The sequence below is a fragment of the Arthrobacter sp. TJ-178 genome, from assembly GCF_058269275.1.
The window spans coordinates 281,482-306,978 of the sequence record NZ_JBZCNK010000003.1; the positions used below are offsets into that span (position 1 = coordinate 281,482).

Here is a 25,497-nt window from a genome sequence, read left to right on the forward strand (position 1 = left end):
CCTGCTCTGTCAGCCGTCCTGCCCTGTCAGCGGCCCCAGCCACGAATTGGCCACCGAAGCGTGCACCGAGTCTTCGCTGGACGGATGGAACATTCCGGCGAGGACATCGCGGTACAGGCGCTCCAGCTCCGCTCCCTTTGAGTAGCTTCTGCCCCCTGCCACGCGGACCGCGGTTTCCACCACTGAACGCGCGGTTTCGGTAGCCCGGTACTTCAGCGAGGACAGCCGGGGGAACCACAGGTTTCCGTGGTCAGCGCCCTCTTCCAGATCACGGGCCATCGCTTCGAGCTGGGGATGGATCCCGTCCATCCGGATAGCCGCGTCCGCCACCTTCCACCGGATGTTGGGATCCTGGGCACCGCCGCTGCCGGCCGCCGTCGTGCGCTGCTGCGCCGCCTCCACCGCGAGTTCGACGGCGCGGTCCCCTATTCCGGTGTACACGGCCGAGAGCAGGGTTTCGAAGAGTGCGTAGATGCCGAAGACAAAGGCGTCGCTGTGCGGCCCCACCGGCGTGTTGCGGACCAGCTGGCCGGCCTCAAGGACCGCATGGTCCAGGACAGTGGTGCAGGACTGGCTGGCCCGCATGCCCATGGTGTTCCAGTCATCCCTGACGGTGATGCCTGCGGTTCCGCGCGGGGCGAAGCCGAAGACCAGGCGCGGCTCGTCCGGCACGGAGTCGTCGCGGCCGAAGATCCCCAGCCGGGTCCACGCCGGCGAGAGGCTGGTGAAGATCTTGGTTCCCGTGAAGGCGTAGGAGCCGTTCCCCTGCGGCTGCGCCGTGGTGTGGGAATCAAAGAGGACGGCGGGATTGCCCGGCTCTGAAATTCCGAAGGCATACAGCTCGCCGCCGGCTGCATCGTCGAGGATGAAGTCCAGGCTGTGATCCCCGCGCAGTGCCAGCAGGTGGGCCACCCCGCACCACACCTGGTGCATGTTGATGGCCAGAGCGGTGGCGGGGGCGGCCGTTGCCAGCAGGCGCTGGCTTTGGACCACCTGCGGGATGGTGAAGCCGGCACCGCCGGCGTCCGCCGGAGTGAACAGCGCCAGGTAGCCGGCGCTGCGCAGGTCCTCAAGATCTTCGGCAAAGAACCTGTTGTCCCGGTCGTAGCCGGCCGCCCGGCTGCGCAGGCGCTCCAGCAGGTCGGGGGTGAGGACATCGGAAACATTCATGCGCAGTGCCTTTCCGGACTGGGGATGTTGGTGGCTCAGTAATCGGTCAGCAGCCGGGAGAGGACCCGGGTTCCGAACTTCAGGGAATCCACCGGCACCCGCTCATCCACGCCGTGGAACATGCCGGTGAAGTCCAGGTCCTCGGGAAGCCGCAGCGGTGCAAAGCCGTATCCGGTGATGCCCAGGCGGCTCAGGGACTTGTTGTCGGTGCCGCCGGAGAGCGTGTACGGCAGGACCGGGGCACCGGGGTCCTCGGCCTGCAGTGCACCGATCATGGAATCCACGAGGTTGCCCTTGAAGGGAACCTCCAGGGACACGTCCTTGTGCTCGTAGCTGACGTCGATGCCCGGCCCGGCCAGGTTCTTGATGATGGCCAGGACCTGCTCTTCCTGCCCCGGAAGAGTCCGGACGTCAATCAGCGCCTCGGCGGTGCCGGGGATGACGTTGTGCTTGTAGCCGGCCTTGAGCACCGAAGGATTGGAGGTGTTCTGCAGGGTGGCGCCCACAAAACGGGCCACCGTGCCCAGTTCCGCCAGCAGCCGCTCGGGGTTCTGCGGATCAAACTCCACGCCGGTAAGCTCCGTGACGCCGTCCAGGAACGCGCGGGTGGTGTCGGTGAGTTCAATGGGCCACGGGTATTCGCCGATGGTGGCGACGGCGCGGGCCAGCCGGGTGACGGCGTTGTCGGTGTTGATCTGTGAGCCGTGGCCGGCGCGGCCGTGGGCCGCGAGGCGCAGCCAGGAGATGCCCTTTTCAGCGGTCTGCAGCAGGTATGTGCGTTTTCCGCCGATGGTGGCGGAGAATCCACCCACCTCCGAGATGGCCTCCGCGGCGCCGTCGAACAGGTCACGGCGGTTCTCCACCGCCCAGCTTGCACCATAATCGCCGCCGGCCTCCTCATCGGCAAAGAAAGCAAAGATGAGGTCCCGGCGGGGTTTGGTGCCCGAGCGGGCCATGTCCCGCATGACCGACAGGATCATGGCATCCATGTCCTTCATGTCCACGGCACCGCGCCCCCAAATCAGGCCGTCGCGTTCTTCGCCGCTGAACGGATCAACAGACCAGTCCTGCTTCTGGGCAGGGACCACGTCCAGATGGCCGTGGACCACGAGGGCGGGCAGGGAGGAATCGCTGCCTTCCATCCGGGTCACAACCGACGCACGGCCCGGGGCGGACTCGAAGAGGTCCGCTTGCAGGCCGGCTTCCTCGATCAGTCCTGCCGTGTACTCCGCAGCCGCCCGCTCCCCCGGGCCGGAGCCGTCCCCGAAGTTGGAGGTGTCAAAGCGGATGAGCTCCTGGCAGATCCGGGTGACTTCATCTTCGGCAGTTACCGCGCGGGCAGTGGAATCCGACATGTTTCTCCTTCGAAGTTATTGCTGACAGCCTAGCCACCGGAGGCCTGACCAGCGCCGATTTACGGTTGTGGCCAAAACCGTGTTAGAGTTTTTCCCGTTGCTTCCGCAGCTTTTGAACGACTGAAGAGCTTGCGGCAAACACCCAAGCGCGGGTGGCGGAATGGCAGACGCGCTAGCTTGAGGTGCTAGTCCTCTAACGAGGGTGGGGGTTCAAGTCCCCCTCCGCGCACAATGAAACCCCGGAATCCATTGGATTCCGGGGTTTTTTGTTGTCCCGGCCGCCGGCGCGGAAGGCAATCGCAATATGTGACTTTCATTACAGCAAATCCTGCCGCCTCCTTCTCCCTGCCTCCCCGTCTCTGTCAGAGCAGACGCTGCGCCGGTACCCTCGGCCTATGGACGGCGGAACGCTCTTCAATGTGTTGCTCGTAGTGTTCTTTGTTTTGCTGGGCGGAGTGTTCGCCGGAACGGAAATGGCCCTGGTTTCACTGCGGGAGAGTCAGATCAGTTCCATTGAGGCGTCCGGCACCGGCGGAGCGAAGATTGCGGCCCTGGCCCGAAACCCCAACCTTTTCCTTTCATCCATTCAAATAGGGGTGACGCTTTCGGGGTTTTTCTCCGCCGCGTACGGCGCCTCCGCACTGGCGCCCGCAGCGGCTCCCCTGCTGCGCGGCCTTGGCCTGTCCGCAGCCGCCGCTGATGCGACGGCGTTTATCCTCCTGACCCTTGCCGTGGCCTACCTTTCCCTTGTTTTGGGCGAGCTGGTGCCCAAGCGGCTGGCCATGCAGAATGCCGAACGCTTTACCCGCCTCCTCGCGCCGCCCCTGAACGCCTTCGCCGTCGTCATGCGACCGGTGATCAAGCTGCTGTCCGTCTCCACGGATGCGGTGGTGCGGCTGCTGGGCGGAGACCCGTCCGTCAAAACGCCGCCGGTGACTTCACAGGAGCTCTGGGACATGGTGGCGGCAAGTCCGGTCCTGGCCGAAGACAGCCGCCGGATCCTTTCCGATGTCTTCGGTGCGGGCAGCCGCCTGCTGCAGGAGGTGATGCGCCCGCGTCCGGAGGTGCAGTTCCTCGCTGCGGACCTGACCGTGGAACAGGCCCGGGCAGCCGTGCACCTGCTGCCGTACTCCCGGTATCCGGTGATCGGAGACTCCCCCGACGACGTCGTCGGCTTCGTCCATGTCCGGGACCTGCTGCGGGAGCGGGATGACGACGGCGGCCGCGGCGGCCGGTCGCGAACGCTCGGCGACATTGCCCGCCCCATCCTCTTTCTTCCGGGCACGGCTGCGGTGGTTCCCTCGCTGTCCCGCATGCGCCGGGACGGCAGCCACATTGCGGTGGTTGCCGATGAATACGGCGGAACGGACGGCATAGTCACTTTGGAGGACCTGGTGGAGGAACTGGTCGGAGAGATTTACGACGAGTACGACATCTCCAGGGACCCCGAAGACCGGCACCGCCGGGTGAGCGGAGATCTGGTGGTTGACGGGGCACTGATCCTGCAGGAGTTTGCGCGGTTGACCGGCATTGTCCTGCCGGAAGGACAATACGAAACCGTGGGCGGCTACATTATGGAAAGGCTGGGCCGGATTGCCCGGCCCGGGGATATTGTCCAGGCTCCGGGATGCCGGCTGGAGGTACTCACCCTTCAGCGCCGCCGCATTGTTTCGGTACGGGTAATACGCGGAACCGAGGAACAGCATGGAACCGAGGAACAATACTGAGCCGGCCGAAGACGTTGGCGGCGACCGCAGGACCGTCAAACCCGCAGATCCCGTAACATTGATTTGCCGTTGGGCAGAGAAGACAATACCGGGCACGGAGCGGAACCATTGTTCAGGGAACCCGGACCATGCCGCCTTTGTGGATACCAGAAAGCAGGAAAGCCGCCATGAGCGAGACGAAGACCAGCTCGGAAGAGCCAGAACTCAAGCGGGTGATGGGGACCAAGCTCCTGTTGCTTTTCATTGTCGGCGACATTCTGGGAACCGGCGTCTATGCCCTGACCGGTCAGGTGGCCGGCGAGATAGGCGGCGCCGCCTGGGCGCCCATCCTCCTGGCGTTCGTCGTCGCCACCATCACTGCGCTGTCCTACTTGGAACTGGTCACGAAGTTTCCGCAGGCGGCCGGCGCCGCCCTTTATGCCCATAAGGCGTTTGGAATCCACTTCGTCACCTTCCTTGTGACCTTTGCCGTGCTGTGTTCGGGCATTACGTCCGCGTCAACGGCTGCCAAGTTCCTCGCCGAGAACTTCATTGTCGGGTTCGACCTGGAGTGGGGCCAGACCGGGGTTACCTGGGTGGCTGTGATCTTCATGCTCATCCTCGCCCTGATCAATCTTCGCGGCGTGGGGGAAAGCATCAAGTTCAACGTGGTGCTGACGATTATCGAGCTCACCGGTCTTTTGATCGTTATCCTGATCGGTTTCTGGGCCATGGGCCAGGGGAACGTTGATTTCTCCCGCGTGATGGTCTTTGAGACCGAGGGCAACAAGAGTATCTTCCTGGCGCTGACCGCAACCACGTCCCTGGCATTCTTTTCCATGGTCGGATTCGAAGATTCCGTCAATATGGCGGAGGAGACACGGGATCCGGCAAAGATTTTCCCCAAGGTCATGCTGACGGGGCTGAGCATCACACTGGTCGTGTACCTGCTGGTCTCAATCGCCGCCGTGGCCATTGTCCCGGTGGGCCAGCTGTCCGAAAGTGCCACACCGCTGCTGGAGGTTGTCCGCGCCGGCGCGCCCAACCTCCCGGTGGATGTCATCTATCCGTTCCTCTCGATCTTTGCCGTGGCCAACACGGCGCTCATCAACATGCTGATGGCCAGCCGCCTTCTCTATGGCATGGCAAAGCAGGATGTCCTCCCCCGCTCCCTGTCCAAGGTGCTTCCCGGCCGCCGCACGCCGTGGGCCTCCATTCTGTTCACCACCGTGATTGCACTGGGACTGATTACCCTCGTCACCAACTTCATGGGCAAGGAAACCGTCACGGCGCTTGGCGGCACCACTGCCCTGCTGCTGCTGGCCGTGTTTACCGTGGTGAACATTGCCTGCCTGGTCCTCCGCCGCACTCCGCACGAGGGCAAGTACTTCCGGTCGCCCGGATTCCTTCCCTACGTTGGCGTGTTCAGCTGTGCTTTCCTTCTGGGACCCTGGGCGCAGGACCCGATCGAATACCAGATTGCCGGCCTGCTCCTGGTCCTCGGCCTGCTGCTGTGGGCCCTGACCTGGTTCTGGAACCGTGCCGTCCGCGCCAAGCGGACCCGGTTCTCGGATGCTGAAGAGCTCCGGGGCTAGTCCCTTCCTCCCGTTTCCCTTTCCCATGTCAGGAGCATCATGAGCATCGTCGTCGGTTTTCTGCCCACCCCGGAGGGCAGCGCCGCTCTGTCGGCCGCACGCCGGGAGGCAGCAGTACTGTCCACTTCACTGGTAATCGTCAATGTGGCCGCCACGCACCACGGGCTGCACCACCAGGAGCAGGAGGAGGCAAACAACGCCGCCCTGCAGGCCCTTGAACTGGAGCTGCAGGCATCCGGAACGGATTACCGGCTGGTCCACCCCGAGGGTGATTACGATCCCGCCGAGGAGATTCTCACCGCCTCGCAGGACCCGCAGGTCCAGCTGATTGTCCTTGGACTGCGCCGCCGCACCCCCGTGGGCAAAATGCTCCTGGGCAGCACCGCTCAGCGGGTGCTGCTGCAGGCAGACTGCCCGGTCCTGGCAGTGAAGGCCAACTCCTAGCTTTCGCCACCCCGCGCGGACTTTAATCCCGCCGGCACATTAAATGCCTGTGGCCGGCACCCGATGCTTCGGGTGCCGGCCACAGGCATGTCAGGAGCGAGCCGCGCTTACGTAATGGAAGTGGATCCGCGGCGCTTGTTGAAGACGTCAAAGGCGACGGCCGCCAAAAGCACCAGGCCCTTGATGAGCTGCTGGTACTCGGTACCAACACCCATGATCGACATGCCGTTGTTCAGGATGCCGATGATCAGACCGCCGATAATGGCGCCGGTGACTCGGCCGATACCGCCGGTGACAGCCGCACCGCCGATGAAGACGGCGGCGATGGCATCCAGTTCGAACCCGTCGCCGGCCTTGGGGCTGGCAAGGTTCAGCTGGGCGGTGAAGACCAGGCCGGCCAGTGCGGCGAGCACACCCATGTTGATGAACACGGTGAACGTGGTCCGCTTGGTGTTGATGCCGGAGAGCTCAGCGGCGTGAAGGTTACCGCCCATGGCGTAGATGTGCCGGCCCCATACGCTGCGGTTCATGACCGCAGAGTAGCCGACCGTCAGCAGGCCCAGGATGACAAGCACAATGGGCATTCCGCGGTAGCTGGCCAGCAGGTACGTGATGTACAGGACCAGTGCGGCGGTGAGGACCAGCTTGGCCGCGAACCAGGGCATCGGCTCATCGACCAGCTGGTGGCGCCGGCGGATCATCCGCTGGCGGATGCCCGAGCCCACCAGTGCGGCGGCCGAGAGGACACCGATGATGACGGTCAGTGGTTCCAGGAAACTTGTTCCGCCGCCCAGGTCGGGCAGGAATCCGCTGCCGAGGTCACGGAACTGGTCGGGGAAGGGCGAGATCTGCTTGTTCTGCAGGACTATCTGCGTCAGTCCGCGGAAGGTCAGCATGCCGGCCAGCGTCACGATAAACGCCGGAATGCCGAAATACGCGACCCAGAAGCCCTGCCAGGCACCCACGACGGCTCCGAGAACCAGGCACAGGATCGCTGCCAGCCACCAGGGCAGGCCCCACTGGGTAATCATGACGCCGGCGGCGGCACCGGTGAAAGCGACCACCGAGCCGACGGAGAGATCAATGTGCCCGGCAATAATGACGAGCACCATGCCCACCGCGAGGATCAGGATGTAGCTGTTCTGGATGATCAGGTTGGATACGTTGATCGGGGCCAGCGTGATCCCGTTGGTGGTGATCTGGAAGAAGATGATGATCGCGATGAGCGCGATGAACAGCCCCACCTGGCGAAGCTGCCCGGTCAGGTAGTTCAGGGCCGAGCCCAGCATCCCTTGCGGGCGGTTCGAGGGGGGCGCGCCCGTGGACGATCCCTGATCAGTGAGAGTGCTCATTGGCTTTCCTTGTCTGTCGCGGAGGCAGGAGTCCTGGCGTCGCGGGTCATGTACTGCATGAGGTATTCGGCGCTCGCCTTTTCGCGCGGGACATCGGCAGTGATGCGTCCCTCGGCGAGGGTGTAGATGCGGTCGCAGATTCCCAGCAGTTCCGGCAGTTCCGAGGAAATGACGATGACGGCCTTACCCTGGTCTGCCAGCTCGTTGATGATGGTGTAAATCTCGTACTTGGCGCCTACGTCAATGCCGCGCGTGGGTTCATCGAGGATCAGGACATCCGGATTGGTGTGGATCCATTTGGACAGCACCACCTTTTGCTGGTTTCCGCCGGAGAGCTTCCCGGTCAGCGCGGCCACCGAAGGTGCCTTGATGTTCATGCTGCTGCGGTACTTCTCCGCTGTCAGATGCTCCCGGTAGGGGTCCACCCAGCCGCGCACGGACAGCTTGCCGAGTCCGGACATTGAAATGTTGCGCTTGATGTCCTCAATGAGGTTCAGCCCGTACCGCTTGCGGTCCTCCGTGGCATAGGCCAATCCGTGCTGGATGGCCTGGCCCACGTTGTTCATGGTGACTTCGCGGCCGTTCTTGTACACCCGTCCGCTGATGTTGTGGCCGTAGCTGTGGCCAAAGACGCTCATGGCCAGCTCGGTGCGGCCGGCGCCCATCAGCCCGGCGATGCCAACAATCTCCCCGGCCCGGACATAGAGATTGGCCTCTGAGACGACCCGGCGGGAACGGTCCAGCGGGTGGTGCACGGTCCAGTCCTCAATGCGAAGGACTTCCTCGCCGATAACGGACGTGTGCTCGGGGTACCTGCTGTCCAGATCCCGGCCCACCATGCCGCGGATGATGCGCTCTTCGGACACGTCGTCCGCGTGCATGTCGAGCGTTTCAATCGTGCGGCCGTCCCGGATGATGGTGACGGCGTCGGCGATGGCTTTGATCTCGTTGAGCTTGTGGCTGATGATGATGCAGGTGATGCCGTCCCGGCGCAGGTCCTTGATCAGGCCCAGCAGGTGCTCGGAATCCTCGTCATTCAGCGCGGCGGTGGGCTCATCCAGAATCAGGAGCTTAACCCGCTTGGAGAGGGCCTTGGCGATCTCCACCAGCTGCTGCTTGCCCACTCCGATGTCCTGGATCCGGGTGGCGGGGTTCTCGGAAAGACCCACCCGTTCCAGGAGCTTGGCGGCTTCCAGGTTGGTGCGGTGCCAGTCGATGAAACCGCCCCTGGACTGTTCGTTGCCCAGGTAGATGTTCTCCGCGATGGACAGGAAAGGGCTCAGCGCCAGTTCCTGGTGAATGATCACCACGCCGGCCGCTTCGGAGTCCTTGATGTCCCGGTATTCCTGCAGCTCACCCTCCAGCAGGATTTCGCCCTCGTAGGTCCCTGCGGGGTAGACCCCGGAGAGGACCTTCATGAGCGTTGATTTGCCGGCCCCGTTTTCACCGCAGATGGCATGCACATGCCCCTGCCGCACGTCCAGCGAGACATCCTGAAGCGCCTTGACCCCGGGGAATGTCTTGGTGATTCCCCGCATGGAAAGAATATTTTCGTTCACGTTCGTGTCCTTGCCGGCGGGGTTCCGGGGCGGCAGCACTGGCTGCCGCCCCGGAACACCGCGGTGGTCGGAATTACTTCAGGTCTGAGGCTTCGTAGTAGCCGCTTTCGACGAGGACGTCCTCGTAGTTGTCCTTGGTGACGACTACCGGATCCAGCAGGTAGGTCGGAACAATCTTGACCTTGTTGTCATAGGTTTCCGTGTCGTTGACCTCGGGATCTTTGTCATTGAGGATGTCATCGACCATGGCAACGGCCTGCTCGCCGAGCTTGCGGGTGTCCTTGAAGATGGTGGAGTACTGCTGGCTGCCCATGATCGACTTCACCGAGGCTGCTTCGGCATCCTGGCCGGTGATGACGGGCAGGGCATCCGCCGCGTAGCCGGATCCGGTCAGGGCCGAAATGATGCCCAGCGAGATGCCGTCGTACGGGGACAGCACGCCGTCAACTTTTTCGCCGCCGGAGTAGGTGCTGGCAATGAGGTTCTGCATGCGCTTCTGGGCGGTGGCAGGATCCCAGCGCAGGGTCGCAATCTGGGTGAATTCGGTCTGGCCGCTCTTGACCACCAGGGTGCCCTTGTCGATGTAGGGCTTCAGGGTGTCCATGGCGCCGTCGTAGAAGAAGTTGGCGTTGTTGTCATCGGGGCTGCCGGCGAACAGTTCAATGTTCTTCGGCTCCGCTGCGCCGGTGTCCTTGCCCTCGGCGTCGAGGATTCCCAGGCCGGTCAGCAGCGAGGTGGCCTGCTGGACGCCCACGGTGTAGTTGTCGAACGTGGTGTAGTAGTCCACGTTTTCGTTGCCCGTGATCAGGCGGTCGTAGGCGATGACCTTGATGCCTGCGGCAGCTGCGTTGTCGAGCTGGTCGCTGAGTGCGGTGCCGTCGATGGCAGCAACCACCAGGACCTTGGCGCCCTTGGTGATCATGTTGGAAACCTGCTGCACCTGGGTGGGGATGTCGTCGTCGGCGTATTCCAGCGTCGTTTCATAGCCGAGGTCTTCGAGCGAAGCCTTGATGGCGTCGCCGTCCTTGATCCAGCGTTCGGAAGTCTTGGTGGGCATGGCGATGCCCACGAGGGATCCGGCGTTGTCGCCGGATTCGTCGGAGCCGGCATCAGCGCCGCCACGGCCGGAACCGCCGCAGCCTGCTACTGAGACGGCGAGGATTCCTGCCGTCAGGCTGAGGAGGAGTTTACGGATTTTCACGAGGGAGCCCTTTCGATGGACGTCTCTGTCTAACGGGGAGTTGCCGGATCTTCGAAGCGGCAATAGCTTCTCTCTGCGGACCCATCTGGCCGAATGAGAAGTGGATCACAAATGTGTGTGAGCGCTAACATTATGGCTCCCGGCGGGGCACCATTGTCAATTTGGGTCCCCGGGGGGCGGAAAACCTAGCTCCGGAGCTGCACCAGTATGGCGTCGATTCCCTTGAACGTTTCTTCAAACGACGTGGACAGAGGAGAAAGGCCCAGCCGGATTCCCGAGGGATTGCGGTAATCGGGAATGATGCCCTGCTCCCACAGGGCCGCCGTGACCGCCCTGAAGGACGGGTGGTCAATGGTGATGTGGCTGCCGCGCCGGGCCGGGTCCCTCGGAGAGGCAACGACGACGCCGTACGGCGCCAGCAGGGCGTCCACGGCGGTAAGCGCGTACTCCGTCAGAGCCACCGATTTTGCCCGCACGGCATCGATTCCCGCCTCGGCGATCAGGGTGATCATGTCCTGCATGGGCAGCATGCCCAGCACCGGAGGGGTGCCGGAGACCACCCGGCGGATGCCGGCGGCCGGGGTGTAGCCCTGTGCCATGCCAAACGGGTCCGCACTGCCGAGCCAGCCCTGAATGGGCTGGGCGAACTCATGTTGGTGCCGGGATGCCACATAGGCCCACGCCGGAGCGCCCGGACCGCCGTTGAGGTATTTGTAGCTGCAGCCCACGGCGTAGTCCACGTTCCAGGCATCCAGCTGCGCGGGGACCGCCCCCGCCGAATGGCACAGGTCCCACAGGACCAGCCCGCCGGCGGCGTGGACCACCCTTGTCACGGCTTCCGCGTCCGCAAGATACCCGGAACGGTAAGCGACGTGGCTGAAGACCGCCAGGGCTGTCTGGGGCCCCACGGCGTCGGCTACCACCTCAGCCGTGACACCGCCGTCGTACTCCGTGGGAACCCAGCGCAGGGTGAGCCCGCACTCCTGCGCGATGCCTTCCATGACATACCGGTCCGTGGGGAAGTTGTCCGCGTCCAGGACGATCTCCGTCCGCCCCGGCCGTGCGGCAACGGCGGCGCGGGCGAGCTTGTAGAGCAGGACGGTGGTGGAGTCGGCCACGGTGCACTGGCCCGCCGCGGCGCCCAGTGCTGCGGCGCCCAGCGCATCGCCGATGCGCTGGGGCAGGTCCAGCCAGGATTCGTCCCAGCCGCGGATGAGGCGGCTGCCCCACTGCTCCCGGACAAATTCCTGAAGATGTTCCGCAGTGGCCCGCAGCGGCCGCCCCAGCGAGTTGCCGTCCAGGTAGGACAACACGCCGTCGGCTTCCAGAAAAAGGTCCTGGAAGTCCGCCAGCGGATCCGCCGCATCCAGGTCCTTGGCGGCAACGAGCAGCTCCGGTTCAGTCATGAGGGCACACTAGCAGGCCAGGGGCTGCACCGTACCGGCAAAGTGCCGGCGGCGGGAGCGGCCGTTCCAACCCACAAAGGTGGAGCCGGCATACCCGTCCGGCGTCTCCGTATCCGAGATCGACAGGGAGACCGTTGCCGGGAGGAACACCGGGGAGTCAAAGTCGATGCTCCATTCGTACGGCTCCGGGCGGCTTGCCACGATGTCCCCCACCACCCGCGAGGCCAGATACATGCCGTGGGCCAGCGACTTCTTCATGCCCAACGCCTTTGCCGAAAGGCGGCTGAGGTGGATCGGGTTGAAATCACCGGAGACAGCCGCATAGCTGCGTCCGGCGTCCGCACCGAGCCGCCATTGGGCCGTGGGCTGGGGCGGAACAAAGTCCGGCCGGGCCCCATTCGGATTCGGACGGTCGAACCGGGGCAGGAACACACCCTTGGCCAGGTAGGTGGATCGTCCGTGCCACACGACTTCCCCGGAGGTCGCGGACTGGACCTCGGCGATCAGGTCCACCTGTGTCCCGGTACGGTGTCCCCTCAGGTTTTCGGCCCAGGCGGTGACCGTGAGCGGCTCGGTGTAATGGATCGGCCGCAGGTGCCGGACGCTGTTGCTGAGATGGACCATGCCCAGCAGCGGCAGCGGGAAGTCCTCCCGGGCCATCAGGCTCATGGCGACCGGGAACGCGAAGGTGTGCACATAGCCTGACGGCAGGTAGTCGGAGGCGCTGTGCAGTACCAGACGCTGGAAGTCCGCCAGCCGCTCCAGCTCCACGCGTGCGCTCCGGACGGTGTGCCGGTCGTCGGGAAGCGTCTGCGGAGCGGCAGACGAGGACAGCCGCGCCCTGGCAGCGGAGCCCACCGCGCCGACGTAGAGCTTTCCCAGGGCCGGGATCTCGCTGAGCTCGGTGTCGGTCATGCGCCCACCATGTTCTGGCCGCAGACCCGGACAACCTGGCCGTTGACTCCGGCAGCGGCATCCGATGCCAGGAAGGCAATGGTTTCCGCCACGTCGATCGGCAGGCCGCCCTGCTGCAGGCTGCTGAGGCGGCGGGCCACCTGCCGGGTAAGGGCCGGGATGGCCGCGGTCATGTCCGTCTCGATGAAACCGGGCGCGACGGCGTTAATGGATCCTCCGCGGGGGGCCAGCAGCGGCGCCGTAGCCCGCACCATGCCGATCACGCCGCCCTTGGAGGCGGCGTAATTGGTCTGGCCGCGGTTGCCGGCAATGCCGCTGGTGGACGCCAGCGACACAATGCGGCCGGCATGGCTGAAGGTGTCCGAAGCCAGCAGGGTGCGGTTCATCTTCAGCTGTGAGGCAATGTTGACGGCAATGACCGACTGCCAGCGGGATTCATCCATGTTGGCCAGCAGCTTGTCGCGCGTGATGCCGGCGTTGTGGATGACAATGTCCAGGCGTCCGTAGCGCTCGGCGGCGTGGGCCAGAATGCGCTCGCCGGCGTCGTCGCGGGTGATGTCCACCTGCAGTGCGGTGCCGGAGATGTCGTTGGCAACCTTGGCCAGCTGCTCCCCGGCGGCCGGGACGTCCACCACAATGACCGTGGCGCCGTCGCGGTGCAGGGTGCGGGCAATTGCCGCACCGATGCCGCGCGCTGCGCCGGTTACGACGGCGACCTTGCCGGCCAGCGGGGCGTTCCAATCCGCGGGCAGCGTGCCCGCGTCGGAACCGACGGTGATGAACTGGCCGCTGACGTAGGCGCTGCGGCCGGACAGCAGGAACCGCAGGGCTGCTGCGGTGCCGGGGGCCGAGGCGGGCACCCCGTTGGCCAGGACGATGCCGTTGGCGGTGGCACCGCCGCGCAGCTCATGGGCAATGGAGCGCAGCAGTCCGTCAACGCCCTGGCGGGCGGCGGCCGCCTCGGGTTCCTGCGCCTCGGAGGCGGGACGGGACACGGTGACCACGCGTCCGCCGGCAGCCAGGTCGCGCAGTGCCGCACCGGCAGCCAGGGTTGCGTCGCCCAGGTCTTCGGGGGCGGCTGCGGTGTCCAGCACCAGCAGGATTGCTCCCAGCTTTTCCTTGGGCGTGGCATGGCGGCGCACATCCAGGTTCCAGCCCAGCAGCAGCTGCGCGAGCTCATCGGCTGCCTCGCCCTTGCCCAGGACCAGAACCGGTCCGGGGACCAGCGGCTTGCTGGGATCGAAGCGGCGCAGGACGCTCGGGCGGGGAAGCCCCAGCTTTTTGGCCAGTTCCTTGGTGATGCCGTTGTTAACGAGGTTCAAATAGGTATCAGTCATGATCAGCGTGCCTCGAGGATCGCTACGAGGCCCTGGCCGCCGGCGGCACAGATGGAAATCAGGCCGCGTCCGGAGCCCTTTTCATGCAGCATTTTTGCCAGCGAGGCGACAATGCGTCCGCCGGTGGCTGCGAACGGGTGGCCGGCCGCCAGCGAAGAACCGTTGACGTTGAGCTTGCTGCGGTCCACCGTTCCCAGCGGTCCTTCCAGGCCCAGCCGGGTGCGGCAGAACTCGTCGTCCTCCCAGGCAGCCAGGGTGGAGAGCACGGTGCCGGCGAAGGCTTCGTGGATCTCAAAGAAGTCAAAGTCGTCAAGGGTGAGGCCGTTGCGGGCCAGCAGGCGGGGTACCGCGAAGGCCGGAGCCATCAGCAGGCCGTCCTTACCGTGCACAAAGTCCACGGCACCGGCCTCGGCGTCAACAATGTTGGCCAGCATGGGCAGGTCGTGTTCCCGGGCGAAGTCCTCGGAACCCAACAGGACCACGGACGCCCCGTCGGTCAGCGGGGTGGAGTTTCCGGCGGTCATGGTGGCTTCATCACCCAGGCTGCGTCCGAAGGCGGGCTTCAGCTTGGCGAGCTTCTCCATGGAGGTGTCCGGACGCAGGTTGGCGTCCTTGGCCAGGCCGCGGTACGGCGTCACGAGGTCATCGAAGAATCCCCGGTCATAGGCGGCGGCCATGTTGCGGTGGCTGTTGAAAGCCAGCTCATCCTGGGCCTCGCGGGTGATCTTCCACTGAGCGGTGGTCAGGGCCTGGTGCTCGCCCATGGACAATCCGGTGCGCGGCTCGCCGGTGGACGGCGCATCCGGGGACAGGTCCTTGGGGCGGATCTTCGCCACAGCGGTCAGCTTCTGCTTGGCGGTCTTGGCACGGGAAAGATCCAGCAGGGCACGGCGCAGGCCCTCGCTAACGGCGATGGGCGCATCGGAGGCGGAGTCCACTCCCCCGGCAATCGCGGAGTCCAGCTGGCCCAGCTTGATCTTGTTGGCCAGGCTGATGACCGTTTCCAGGCCGGTGGCGCAGGCCTGCTGAACGTCGTAGGCGGGGGTTTCCGGCGACAGCGCCGAACCCAGTACCGCTTCGCGGGTCAGATTGAAGTCACGGGAGTGCTTCAGGACAGCGCCGCCGGCCACTTCGCCGATGCGTTCTCCCTGCAGGCCGAACCGGGCCACAAGGCCGTCAAGGGCTGCGGTGAGCATGTCCTGGTTGGAACTGTAGGTGTACTTGCCGCCGGAACGGGCAAAGGGAATGCGGTTGCCGCCAATGACGACTGCTTTGCGGACTGCGGGTGTTGCGGTGTTGCCGCCGGTGGCGGCGGGCTCGGCCTTGGGCTGGACAGCCATGGTGTTGTCTCCTAGGAAGATGCTGCAAGTGTGAGGGGAGTTACTGCAACCCAGCGTACCTGATACGCTGAGTATCGTGAACACTGCCGTAGAAGATCCTTCCGCCCCCGCGCCGTCCGACGGGCGTTCCCTGAGATGGGAAACGCACCGGGCCGAGCGCCGTCGCGCCTTGATCAAAGCCGCACGGCGGGCGGTCCATTCCCTGGGCGCCGGAGCCTCCATGGAGGAAATTGCGGCAGCATCGGGGACGTCGAAGTCCGTCTACTACCGTTACTTCGGCGACAAGGCCGGCCTGCAGCAGGCAATGGGCGAAGTGGTCCTGTCCCAGATGCAGGACAAGATCCTGGCCGCCGGCCGCACTGCGGAATCACCCCGGGCGGGCCTGCAGGCCATGGTGTCCGCATATCTCCAGATGGCCCAGACCTCCCCCAACGTGTACGGCTTTGTCACCGGCCTGCCCGCCGGTCAGGCACCGGGGACCACGGAACCGGGGTTCGCCAAGAGCCTCTCCTCGTTCTTCGAATCCATCGCGGCCATGATGGAGCGCGCCCTGCGCGCCTATCTGGACAGCGGTTCAGCCGCACCCAAGTTCGGCGTCGCAGCAGGATTCTGGCCGACGGCGGCACTGGGCATGGTCCGCGCCGCCGGAGAGCGCTGGCTGGCCACAGAACCGGGACCGGACAAACCCACTGAGGAGGAGATGACCAGGCAGCTCACCGCCTGGCTCTTTGACGGCATCGGCTACGAGCAGGAGCCTGCATGAACCGTTTGCTGCTCCCACCACAGCTTTCCTTCCGCCCTGCAGGGGCACCGGGCGCCATCGCCCTTAGCATTCACAGGCACAACAACAACAAGAAGGACACGCAATGACGCAAACAGTCTCCAAGCCGGAACGCCAGATCCCCGCCGCTGCCGTGCGCGACGATGACAACGCCGTCGTCGACGTGGACGCCCTGAGCCGGGTTCTGCTGGGCAAATGGGCGGACATCCGCGTCCAGGCGCGCGCGCTCGCAGGACGCGAGGAGCTGCACACGCCCGCGGGCCTCTCCCACACCGAGCACCGCGAACGGGTCATGACCCAGCTGAAGGTGCTCGCGGACTCCGGGGCAGTGCACCGCGCTTTCCCCGTATCCGTCGGCGGCGAGGACAACCACGGCGGCAACGTTGCCGGCTTCGGCGAACTGGTGGTGGCAGACCCGTCGCTGCAGATCAAGGCCGGCGTGCAGTGGGGCCTGTTCGGCGGCGCCGTCATGCACCTGGGCACCAAGGAACACCATGAAAAGTGGCTGCCCGGCATCATGAGCCTGGAAATCCCCGGCTGCTTCGCCATGACCGAAACCGGACACGGTTCCGATGTGGCCAGCATTGCCACCACCGCCGAATACGACGCCGGCACCGAAGAATTCATTATCAACACCCCCTTCCGCGCCGCTTGGAAGGATTACATCGGCAACGCCGCAGTCCACGGCAAGGCTGCAGTGGTCTTCGCCCATCTGATCACCAAGGGCGTGGACCACGGAGTGCACGCGTTCTACGTTGAACTGCGGGACGACAACGGCTTCCTGCCCGGCATCGGCGGCGAGGACGACGGCGTCAAGGGCGGACTGAACGGAATCGACAACGGCCGGCTGCATTTCTCCAACGTCCGTGTTCCCCGCACCAACCTGCTCAACCGCTACGGCAATGTGGAGGCCGACGGCACGTACACCTCGCCGATTGAAAGCCCGGGCCGCCGTTTCTTCACCATGATCGGCACCCTGGTTCAGGGCCGCGTGTCCCTGGACGGCGCGGCAGTGGCCGCCAGCAAGCTGGCCCTGAAGACGGCCGTCCAGTACGCCACCGAACGCCGCCAGTTCAACGGTGCCTCGGACATTGTCGAAGAAGTCCTGATGGACTACCAGCAGCACCAGCGCCGGCTCCTGCCGCGCCTGGCCACCACGTACGCGGCCGCCTTTGCGCACGAGGAACTGCTGCATAAGTTCGACGACGTCTTCTCCGGCGCGCATGACACTGACGAAGACCGCCAAGACCTGGAAACCCTGGCCGCCGGTTTGAAGTCGCTGTCCACCTGGCATGCCCTGGACACGCTGCAGGAAGCGCGCGAGGCCACCGGCGGCGCCGGCTTCCTGGCCGAAAACCGGCTGACATCCCTGCGCGCGGACCTGGACGTCTACGCTACGTTCGAGGGCGACAACACCGTCCTGCTCCAGCTGGTCGCCAAGCGGCTGCTCGCTGACTACGCCAAGGAATTCGTGGGAGCCGACTTCGGCGTCCTGGCCCGGTACGCCGTGGGCCAGGCCACCGGCCGGACGGTGCACCGCACCGGACTGCGGCAGATTGTCCAGGCGTTCGCTGACACGGGCTCGGAAAAGAAGTCCGCTATTGCCCTGCGCGACCCCAAGACGCAGCACGATCTGCTGACGGACCGGGTGGGCACCATGGTGGCCGAAGTTGCCGGCGCCCTGCGCGGGGCCCGCAAGCTGCCCAAGGAAAAGGGAGCGGCCGTCTTCAATGACAACCAGCATGCCCTGATCGAGGCTGCACGTGCCCACGCCGAGCTGCTGCAGTGGGAGGCGTTCACGAGGGCCCTGGACACCATCGAGGATGAAGGCACCCGCCAGGTGATGACCTGGATGCGCGATCTGTTCGGGCTGTGCCTGATCGAAAAGAACCTGTCCTGGTACCTGATGCACGGACGCCTCTCCACCCAGCGCGCACGCACCCTCGGCCCGTACATCAACCGGCTGCTCGCCAAGATCCGCCCGCACGCGCTGGATCTGGTGGATGCTTTTGGCTACGGCCCCGAGCATCTGCGCGCCGCCGTTGCGTCCGGAGCAGAGAAGAAGCGCCAGGACGAAGCCATGGACTACCAGCGCATGCTGCGCGCCAGCGGGGCCGCTCCCGTGGACGAGAAGATCCTGATCCAGCGGAAGAAGCAGGCCGCCAAGTCCAAGCGGTGAGCAACAGCGGGCAGCTGAGCTGACCTGCCCTGCGTATGCAAAAAGGTCCGGACTGCAATGTGCAGTCCGGACCTTTTTGCGTTGGTGACGCTCCGGTGCCTGGAGGCCGCTAGTTGGCGGCCGGCAGCACCGAACGGTAGACCTCAAGGGTGGTCTGGGCGATGGATGCCCACGAGAAGTGCTCGGTGGCGCGGCGCCGGCCTTCCTCGCCCATCCGGCGGGCGCGTTCCGGATCCGCAACCACTTCAGTCAGGGCAGCGGCGAAATCACGGACAAAGGTTTCAGGGTCAAGCGGGGTGCCGGTTCCGTCAGTGACCTGGTCGATCGGCACCAGCAGTCCGGTGACTCCGGGATCCACCACCTCCGGAATGCCGCCCGTTGCGGAGGCCACGACGGCGGTTCCGCAGGCCATGGCCTCCAGGTTAACGATGCCGAGCGGTTCGTAAATGGACGGGCAGGCAAACACGGTGGCGGAGCTGAGCACCTTGATGAGCTCGGCACGCGGGAGCATCCGCTCGATGACGACGATGCCGCTTCGCTTTTCCCGGAGATCCTCGATCAAAACAGCTGTTTCCGCTGCCAGCTCGGGAGTGTCAGCAGCACCCAGGCACAGCACGAGCTGCACTTCAGGGGGCAGCAGCGCCGCTGCGCGCAGCAGGTACGGCAGGCCCTTCTGGCGCGTGTTGCGTCCCACAAACACCACGCTGGGGCGGGCGGGATCGATTCCCAGTGCCTCGATTCCCTCCGGGTCCGTGTCCGGCTGCCACAGGTCAACGTCGATGCCGTTGTGGACCACCCGCACCTTGGCGGGGTCCACCTCCGGATAGCTGCGCAGGATGTCCTGGCGCATGCCCTCGGAGACCGCAATGATGGCGGCAGCGGCATCGTAGGCAGTTTTCTCCACCCAGGAGGACAGCGCATAGCCGCCGCCCAGCTGTTCCGCTTTCCAGGGCCGCAGGGGCTCCAGGCTGTGGGCGCTGAGGACATGGGGAATCCCGTACAGCAGCGAGCCAAGGTGGCCGGCCATATTGGCGTACCAGGTGTGGGAGTGGACCAGGTCCGCCCCCTCCAGGCCCTGCAGTATTTCCAGATCGGTTCCCAGCGTCTGCACGGCCGGGTTGGCAGCATCAAGCTCCGCCGGGACGCTGTATGCCTTCACCGAGGCACCGTGGTAATCAGCCTCCCGGGGAGCACCAAAACAGTGGACCTGAAGGTCCACGTACTCGGCCAGCACACGGCTCAGCTCGGCAACATGGACACCTGCTCCGCCATAGATTTCGGGCGGGAATTCCTTGGACACAATATCTACTCGCACTAAACCAACGTAGTGCACCGGCGCCGCAGTGATCTAGTCTGAAGAACAGCAGACTTATTTAACGTGCTTGACAGCGTCGTCGAATATGTCGAAAGAACACCAGTTAGACATGAAGCTACAAGCATGGGAAGTACAAAATGGCGCCAAAGAAGGTCCTGGCCGTTGTCCTGGCAGGCGGGGAAGGCAAACGCCTGATGCCCCTGACAGCGGACCGTGCAAAACCCGCCGTTCCGTTCGCGGGACGGTACCGTCTCATCGACTTCGCCTTATCCAACCTGGTGAACTCGGGATACCTGCAGATTGTGGTTTTGACTCAGTACAAATCCCACAGCCTGGACCGCCACATCTCCGAAACGTGGCGGATGTCCACCCAGCTGCAGAATTACGTGGCATCAGTGCCGGCCCAGCAGCGCATGGGCAAGAGCTGGTTCCTGGGCAGCGCAAACGCGATCTACCAGTCCATGAACCTCATTGACGATGCCCGGCCGGACATTGTGGTGGTGATCGGAGCAGACCACGTCTACCGGATGGACTTCTCCCAGATGGTGGAGGCGCACATCGCGTCCGGAGCATCGGTCAGCGTTGCCGCGGTCCGTCAGCCGCTGCACCTGGCCGATCAATTCGGTGTCATCGAAACGGATCCGGAAAACCCCGGACGTATTGGTGCATTCATCGAAAAACCCGCCACCACGCCAGGGCTCCCGGATGATCCGAACATGTTCCTGGCCTCCATGGGTAATTACGTTTTCAACACCGACGCACTGGTGGAAGCATTGAATGTGGATGCGGAACGGCTTATTACCAAGCACGACATGGGCGGAGACATCATTCCGTACTTTGTGGAGCGCAACGATGCCGCGGTCTATGACTTTTCCCACAACGTCATTCCCGGGGCCACCGGCAGCGACCACCAGTACTGGCGCGACGTCGGTACCCTCGACTCGTACTATGACGCCACGATGGACCTGATTTCCCCGCTGCCGGCGTTCAACCTGTACAACCTCCAGTGGCCCATCTACACGCGCCAGAGCATTTCCCCGCCGGCAAAGTTTGTCCGCAGTGCTGCGGATCAGGCCGGTACGGCGTTTGACTCGATCGTCTCCAACGGCGTCGTGATTTCCGGCGGCACCGTGACCCGGTCGGTAGTGGCGCCGGATGTGTATGTGGACGCCGGCGCAGAGGTCACCGATTCCGTGCTGATGGACGGCATCCATGTGGGTGCCGGCGCTGTGGTCCGCCGGGCGATCATCGACAAGAACGTACAGATTCCGCCGGGAGCCACCATCGGTGTGGACCGTGACCTCGACCTGGCACGGGGCTTTACCGTGACGCCCTCGGGCCTGACCGTACTGAGCAAGGGCCAGAAGGTCACCCTTCCGGAACCCGAAGGCACGCCCGCCTAGGCAGGCGCAAGCTCCTGCGCAGGCCGCCGTTCGCAGCGGCCTGTGATCTTCGACCGCCGCGGCGCCCGCAATACGGGGCGCCGCGGTGTTTCGTTGTAAGGTCGGATGGCACCAAAATTGCCTTCGCCGTGTCCACCGCCGGCGCCGATTCACAGCAGAAACGATTTTCATGAGCACCCCCGACCTGAGCCCCGAAGACCTTGCCGCCTGCCTGCGGGTCCTGTCCTCCATCCATGTCCTGGACGAGGAAGATCCGGACTACGTTGCCGTCCGGCGGGCCACCGCCAAGATGTTCAAGTCCGTGAAGAAGCACAAGAAGAATGAGAAGCGCAGCGCCGTCGCCGAGGCGGACCGCGCCGTCGTGGCTCTGACGGCCACCGGCGCCTCCGACCGCATCGACGACGAAACCCGCGGTGCGCAGCTGCGGACCTCGGCCCACGGCCCCTCGGCCGGCACGCTGCTCAAGCCGCGCAACTGCTACATCTGCAAGCAGCCGTACACCGTGGTGGACGCCTTCTATCACCAGCTGTGCCCGGAGTGCGCGGCCTTCAGCCACGCCAAGCGCGATGCCCGGACGGACCTCACCGGCAAACGCGCGCTGCTGACCGGCGGCCGCGCCAAGATCGGCATGTACATTGCCCTGCGGCTGTTGCGCGACGGCGCGCACACCACCATCACCACCCGTTTCCCCAAGGACGCGGCCCGGCGCTTTGCCGCCATGGAGGACTCCGCGGACTGGCTGCACCGGCTGAAGATTGTGGGCATCGACCTGCGTGACCCGGCCCAGGTCATTTCCCTCACTGAATCAGTGGCCGCCGCCGGGCCCCTGGACATCCTGATCAACAACGCCGCCCAGACCGTGCGCCGGACCTCCAACGCCTACCAGCCGCTGGTGGACGCCGAACTCGAGGCACTGCCGGCGTCCGCCGCCATGCCGGAGCTGGTGACCTTCGGCCACACCTACAACGCCCACCCGACGGCGCTGGCCAGCTCGATCGCCGAGCATCCGGTGCTGGCCGGCGACGCGGTCACCTCCCTGGCCCTGACCGCCGGTTCCTCCTCGCTGGAGAAGCTGAACGCGGGCACCGCCATCGATGCCGGCGGGCTGGTGCCGGACACCGCTCCGATCAACAGCTGGACCCAGGTGGTGGACCAGGTGGAGCCCCTGGAAATGCTCGAAGTGCAGCTGTGCAACGTCACCGCGCCGTTCCTGCTGGTCAACCGGCTGCGTCCGGCCATGGCGGCCTCTTCGGCCCGCCGGAAGTACATCGTGAACGTCTCCGCCATGGAAGGGCAGTTCAGCCGCCGTTACAAGGGCCCGGGCCATCCGCACACCAACATGGCCAAGGCTTCGCTGAACATGCTCACCCGCACCAGCGCCGGGGAAATGCTGGAAACGGACGGGATCCTGATGACTGCCGTGGACACCGGCTGGATCACCGACGAGCGTCCGCACCCCACCAAGGTGCGCCTGGCCGAGGAGGGCTTCCATGCTCCCCTGGACCTGGTGGACGGTGCTGCCCGCGTGTATGACCCGATTGTCATGGGCGAAGCCGGAGAGGACCAGTACGGGGTCTTCCTGAAGGACTACAAGCCCTCGCCCTGGTAAGCCGGCACTAAGCCGGAAGGGTCTCCCGATCGCGGAAGCGGGAGACCGCCTTGCGGATCTCCGACACCCACAGCACGGTTGAACCCACGCCCAGGGCCAGGAACCACTGCCCCGAGGTGAGGTCCGTGGTGTCAAAGAGCCCCTGCAGCGCCCCCAGCTGCACCACCAGGACCTGCAGGATGACGACGGCGGCCAGCGACACCCAGATGGCCCGGTTGGTGAACGTCTGCCAGGCGAAGACACTGCCGTTCGCCGAGCGCACGTTGAGCAGGTTGAACGCCTGGTAGAACACGAACGTGGTGAAGGCCAGCGTGGTGGCGAACAGCGGATCCCCGGCGCTTTCGGGATACATCTGCGGTGCCAGGTACAGGACGGTGCACGTTCCTGCGGCCATCACCACTCCCATGGTCAGGATCTGCATAATCCGCCGGCCGGTCAGCAGCGGTTCCCGGGCCGGCCGCGGACGCTGTTTCATCAGGTCCGGATCGGCCGGGTCCACGCCCAGGGCCAGGGCGGGCGGCCCGTCCATGATGATATTGACCCAGAGGATCTGCAGGGCTGTGAAGGGCGCTCCCCCGGCCAGCGAAAAGGCCGCGGCCGCCAGGAAAATCAGGACGAAACCCCACGCCGTGGTGAGCTGGAACCGGACAAACTTGATGATGTTGGCGTAGATCCCCCGGCCTTCCTGGACCGCGTCGACGATGGTGGCGAAGTTGTCGTCCGTCAGGATCATCTTCGCCGCGCCCTTGGAGACGTCGGTGCCGGTGATCCCCATGGCAATGCCGATATCCGCGCGTTTCAGCGCCGGGGCGTCATTGACGCCGTCACCGGTCATGGCAACCACCGCGCCGTCGGCCTGCAGCGCACGCACCATCCGGATCTTATGTTCGGGCGAGACCCGGGCCAGCACCCCGTAGCCGGGGGCGCGCCGCTGCAGCTCTTCGTCATTCAGGTTCTCCAGAGCCGTGCCGGAGACAGCTTCCCCGCCGATTCCCAGATCCCGCGCGATGGCCGAGGCGGTGATGAGATGGTCCCCGGTGATCATGTGCACGCTGATCCCCGCTTCGCGGGCGCGGGCAATGGCCTCTGCCGCCTCGCTTCGGGGAGGATCCATGATGCCCACCACGGCGTAGATGGTCAGGCCCGACACGCTGTCCGGCAGCTCGTCCGGGTCTGCCGGCAGCGGTTCCTCCACCGGGCGGCCCGCCACGGCCATGGTGCGCAGCCCGCGCTCGGCGAACGCGGTGACTTCGCCGCTGATGCGCTGGCGGTCCTGGGAAGTCAGCGGCCGGCGGCCCTCGGCGGTGGCGATGAACTGCGACCGCTCCAGGAGCACTCCGGGCGCCCCCTTGGCATAGCAGAACACTTCGTGTCCGGGTCCCGGGCCCTGCCGAGATTCCTCGTCGTCAGGACGCCGGTTGAACGTGGCCATGAACTTGTAGTCCGAATCAAAGGGCACCTCGGCGATGCGCGGATGCGACGCGCGGGCACCCTCGGCGTCGATGCCGCCCTTCTCCGCGAGGACCACCAGCGCCCCCTCGGTGGGATCGCCGGTGAGTACGCCGTCGCGCACCGAGGCATCGTTGCACAGCGCGAAGCCCAGGAAGGCCACCGACAGTGCCGGCGCCGGCCGCCCGTCGGCGCTGAGTACCGCACCCTCCGTGGAGTAGCCGGAGCCCGAGACCCGAAAAACCCGGCCGGAGGCGGTGTAGAGGCGCCGCACGGTCATTTCGTTAAGGGTCAGCGTGCCGGTTTTGTCGGTGCAGATCTGGGAGGTGCTGCCCAGCGTTTCCACGGCGGACAGCTGTTTGATGATGGCACCGCGTGCGGCCAGCCGGGAGGCTCCCATCGCCAGGGTGAACGCGACGACGGCGGTCAGCCCCTCCGGGATGGTGGCCACCGCCAGGGAGACGGCAGTGAGGAACAGGTCCTCCCAGCTGTCACCGCGCAGCAGGCCCAGGATAAACACCACGGCCACGACAATCAGCGCCACATAGGTGAGCAGCCGAGCCAGCTGGTCGATGCTGCGCTGCAGCGTGGTCTTTTCCTCCGCAGTGGAGCCGAGCAGATGGGCGATCCGGCCGATCTGGGTATCCATGCCGGTACCGGTGACCAGCAGGACGGCCCTCCCCCGGCTGACGTCGGTGTCCATGTACAGCATGTTCGTGCGGTCCGCCACCGGCAGTTCCGGGTCGGTTAGTGCGCCCGTTGTCTTGTTGACCGGCTGTGATTCCCCGGTCAGGGCGGCTTCGGCCACCTGCAGCCGGACTGCTTCCAGGAGCCGGCCGTCAGCGGGGACGGTATCCCCGGCCTCCAGGAGGACCACGTCCCCCGGCACCACCTCGGTGCGCGGAACATCCACGGAGGCGCCGTTGCGCCGGACAGTCGCTACGGACACCGCGCTGCTGCGCAGGGCCTCCAGGCTGTTCTCCGCCCGCTGTTCCTGGACGTAGTTCAGGGTGGTGTTCAGCGCGATCACCACCAGGATAACCAGCGGGGTTTCCCACTCGCGGGAGACGACGGCGCTGATCACGGCTGCCGCAATCAGTACCAGGATCAGCCGGTCCGACAGGAGCCGGAGAATTTTCTGCCAGCCGGGAATCTTCCGGCCGGCATCCAGCTCATTCGGTCCGTACCGCGCCAGACGCTGCCGGGCCTGATCCGCACTGAGGCCCTCTGCCGGCGAGACATCCATTTGTGCTGCGGCCTGTACGGGGGAACGGGTCCAGGGGTACTCCGGGATCTGCAGCTGGTCAGCCATGTGGTGCCTCTAAAAACTAGGGGGTGTTCCTCACTGTAACAAAGGCCACACGCGCGCAAATCCCTCCGC

At 65.2% G+C, this 25,497-nt stretch carries 17 protein-coding genes, 1 tRNA gene and 1 pseudogene; 8 read left to right on the forward strand and 11 right to left on the reverse strand.

The window, feature by feature from the left end:
- Positions 1 to 9 precede the first annotated feature (9 nt).
- Entirely contained in the window at positions 10 to 1,170 is a 1,161-nt protein-coding gene (locus AC4D2Q_RS10805) for an acyl-CoA dehydrogenase family protein (protein WP_490946469.1), read from the reverse strand.
- A gap of 35 nt (positions 1,171 to 1,205) precedes the next feature.
- Positions 1,206 to 2,525: a M20/M25/M40 family metallo-hydrolase gene (locus AC4D2Q_RS10810; protein ID WP_490946470.1), complete on the reverse strand. Its 1,320-nt coding sequence runs from the start codon at positions 2,523 to 2,525 to the stop codon at positions 1,206 to 1,208.
- A gap of 146 nt (positions 2,526 to 2,671) precedes the next feature.
- On the opposite strand from AC4D2Q_RS10810, the gene AC4D2Q_RS10815 reads away from it, so the two are divergent.
- From AC4D2Q_RS10815 to AC4D2Q_RS10830, 4 genes are all read left to right on the forward strand, one after another.
- A tRNA-Leu gene (locus AC4D2Q_RS10815) sits at positions 2,672 to 2,754 on the forward strand.
- Positions 2,755 to 2,920: 166 nt separating this feature from the next.
- Positions 2,921 to 4,252: a hemolysin family protein gene (locus AC4D2Q_RS10820; protein ID WP_490946471.1), complete on the forward strand. Its 1,332-nt coding sequence runs from the start codon at positions 2,921 to 2,923 to the stop codon at positions 4,250 to 4,252.
- A 167-nt stretch (positions 4,253 to 4,419) separates the two neighbouring features.
- A complete protein-coding gene (locus AC4D2Q_RS10825) occupies positions 4,420 to 5,826 on the forward strand; it encodes an APC family permease (RefSeq protein WP_490946472.1) in 1,407 nt (468 codons plus the stop codon).
- Between the two features lie 39 nt (positions 5,827 to 5,865).
- On the forward strand, positions 5,866 to 6,270 hold the full coding sequence (locus AC4D2Q_RS10830) for a universal stress protein (RefSeq protein ID WP_490925476.1): 405 nt from the start codon (positions 5,866 to 5,868) through the stop codon (positions 6,268 to 6,270).
- A gap of 107 nt (positions 6,271 to 6,377) precedes the next feature.
- On the opposite strand, the gene mmsB is transcribed toward AC4D2Q_RS10830, so the two are convergent.
- The 7 genes from mmsB to AC4D2Q_RS10865 all read right to left on the reverse strand — a co-directional run bounded on the left by mmsB (position 6,378) and on the right by AC4D2Q_RS10865 (position 15,380).
- Positions 6,378 to 7,559 (reverse strand): multiple monosaccharide ABC transporter permease, encoded by a 1,182-nt coding sequence (mmsB, locus tag AC4D2Q_RS10835; RefSeq protein WP_490946589.1) that lies wholly within the window; start codon positions 7,557 to 7,559, stop codon positions 6,378 to 6,380.
- Positions 7,560 to 7,618: 59 nt separating this feature from the next.
- The gene (gene mmsA, locus AC4D2Q_RS10840; protein ID WP_490946590.1) at positions 7,619 to 9,160 is read right to left on the reverse strand and encodes a multiple monosaccharide ABC transporter ATP-binding protein; all 1,542 of its coding nucleotides are present in this window, start codon (positions 9,158 to 9,160) and stop codon (positions 7,619 to 7,621) included.
- Between the two features lie 94 nt (positions 9,161 to 9,254).
- Positions 9,255 to 10,382: a multiple monosaccharide ABC transporter substrate-binding protein gene (chvE, locus tag AC4D2Q_RS10845; RefSeq protein WP_490946473.1), complete on the reverse strand. Its 1,128-nt coding sequence runs from the start codon at positions 10,380 to 10,382 to the stop codon at positions 9,255 to 9,257.
- Between the two features lie 185 nt (positions 10,383 to 10,567).
- The gene (locus AC4D2Q_RS10850; protein WP_490946474.1) at positions 10,568 to 11,788 is read right to left on the reverse strand and encodes a kynureninase; all 1,221 of its coding nucleotides are present in this window, start codon (positions 11,786 to 11,788) and stop codon (positions 10,568 to 10,570) included.
- A gap of 9 nt (positions 11,789 to 11,797) precedes the next feature.
- Positions 11,798 to 12,703 (reverse strand): MaoC/PaaZ C-terminal domain-containing protein, encoded by a 906-nt coding sequence (locus AC4D2Q_RS10855; protein ID WP_490946475.1) that lies wholly within the window; start codon positions 12,701 to 12,703, stop codon positions 11,798 to 11,800.
- Positions 12,700 to 14,040 carry a 3-oxoacyl-ACP reductase gene (locus tag AC4D2Q_RS10860; RefSeq protein ID WP_490946476.1) on the reverse strand — a complete coding sequence of 447 codons (1,341 nt, stop codon included), beginning with the start codon at positions 14,038 to 14,040 and terminating at the stop codon, positions 12,700 to 12,702. Before AC4D2Q_RS10860 ends, AC4D2Q_RS10855 begins: the two co-directional genes overlap by 4 nt.
- 2 nt (positions 14,041 to 14,042) lie before the next feature.
- Positions 14,043 to 15,380, reverse strand: coding sequence for an acetyl-CoA C-acetyltransferase (locus AC4D2Q_RS10865; protein ID WP_490946477.1), 1,338 nt, complete (start codon positions 15,378 to 15,380; stop codon positions 14,043 to 14,045).
- Positions 15,381 to 15,456: 76 nt separating this feature from the next.
- Between AC4D2Q_RS10865 and AC4D2Q_RS10870 the strand changes: the two genes are divergently transcribed.
- Together AC4D2Q_RS10870 and AC4D2Q_RS10875 are read left to right on the forward strand one after the other, a co-directional pair.
- Positions 15,457 to 16,143 carry a TetR/AcrR family transcriptional regulator gene (locus tag AC4D2Q_RS10870; protein ID WP_490946478.1) on the forward strand — a complete coding sequence of 229 codons (687 nt, stop codon included), beginning with the start codon at positions 15,457 to 15,459 and terminating at the stop codon, positions 16,141 to 16,143.
- A gap of 103 nt (positions 16,144 to 16,246) precedes the next feature.
- Positions 16,247 to 18,340 carry an acyl-CoA dehydrogenase family protein gene (locus AC4D2Q_RS10875; RefSeq protein ID WP_490946479.1) on the forward strand — a complete coding sequence of 698 codons (2,094 nt, stop codon included), beginning with the start codon at positions 16,247 to 16,249 and terminating at the stop codon, positions 18,338 to 18,340.
- A 109-nt stretch (positions 18,341 to 18,449) separates the two neighbouring features.
- On the opposite strand, the gene glgA is transcribed toward AC4D2Q_RS10875, so the two are convergent.
- On the reverse strand, positions 18,450 to 19,655 hold the full coding sequence (gene glgA, locus AC4D2Q_RS10880; RefSeq protein ID WP_490946480.1) for a glycogen synthase: 1,206 nt from the start codon (positions 19,653 to 19,655) through the stop codon (positions 18,450 to 18,452).
- A gap of 137 nt (positions 19,656 to 19,792) precedes the next feature.
- On the opposite strand from glgA, the pseudogene glgC reads away from it, so the two are divergent.
- Both glgC and AC4D2Q_RS10890 read left to right on the forward strand, forming a co-directional pair.
- A pseudogene (glgC, locus tag AC4D2Q_RS10885) lies at positions 19,793 to 21,040 on the forward strand (glucose-1-phosphate adenylyltransferase); the annotation flags it as partial.
- A 187-nt stretch (positions 21,041 to 21,227) separates the two neighbouring features.
- Positions 21,228 to 22,667, forward strand: a complete 1,440-nt coding sequence (locus AC4D2Q_RS10890; RefSeq protein WP_490946481.1) for an SDR family NAD(P)-dependent oxidoreductase — start codon at positions 21,228 to 21,230, stop codon at positions 22,665 to 22,667.
- A gap of 7 nt (positions 22,668 to 22,674) precedes the next feature.
- On the opposite strand, the gene AC4D2Q_RS10895 is transcribed toward AC4D2Q_RS10890, so the two are convergent.
- Entirely contained in the window at positions 22,675 to 25,428 is a 2,754-nt protein-coding gene (locus AC4D2Q_RS10895; protein WP_490946482.1) for a cation-translocating P-type ATPase, read from the reverse strand.
- Positions 25,429 to 25,497 lie beyond the last annotated feature (69 nt).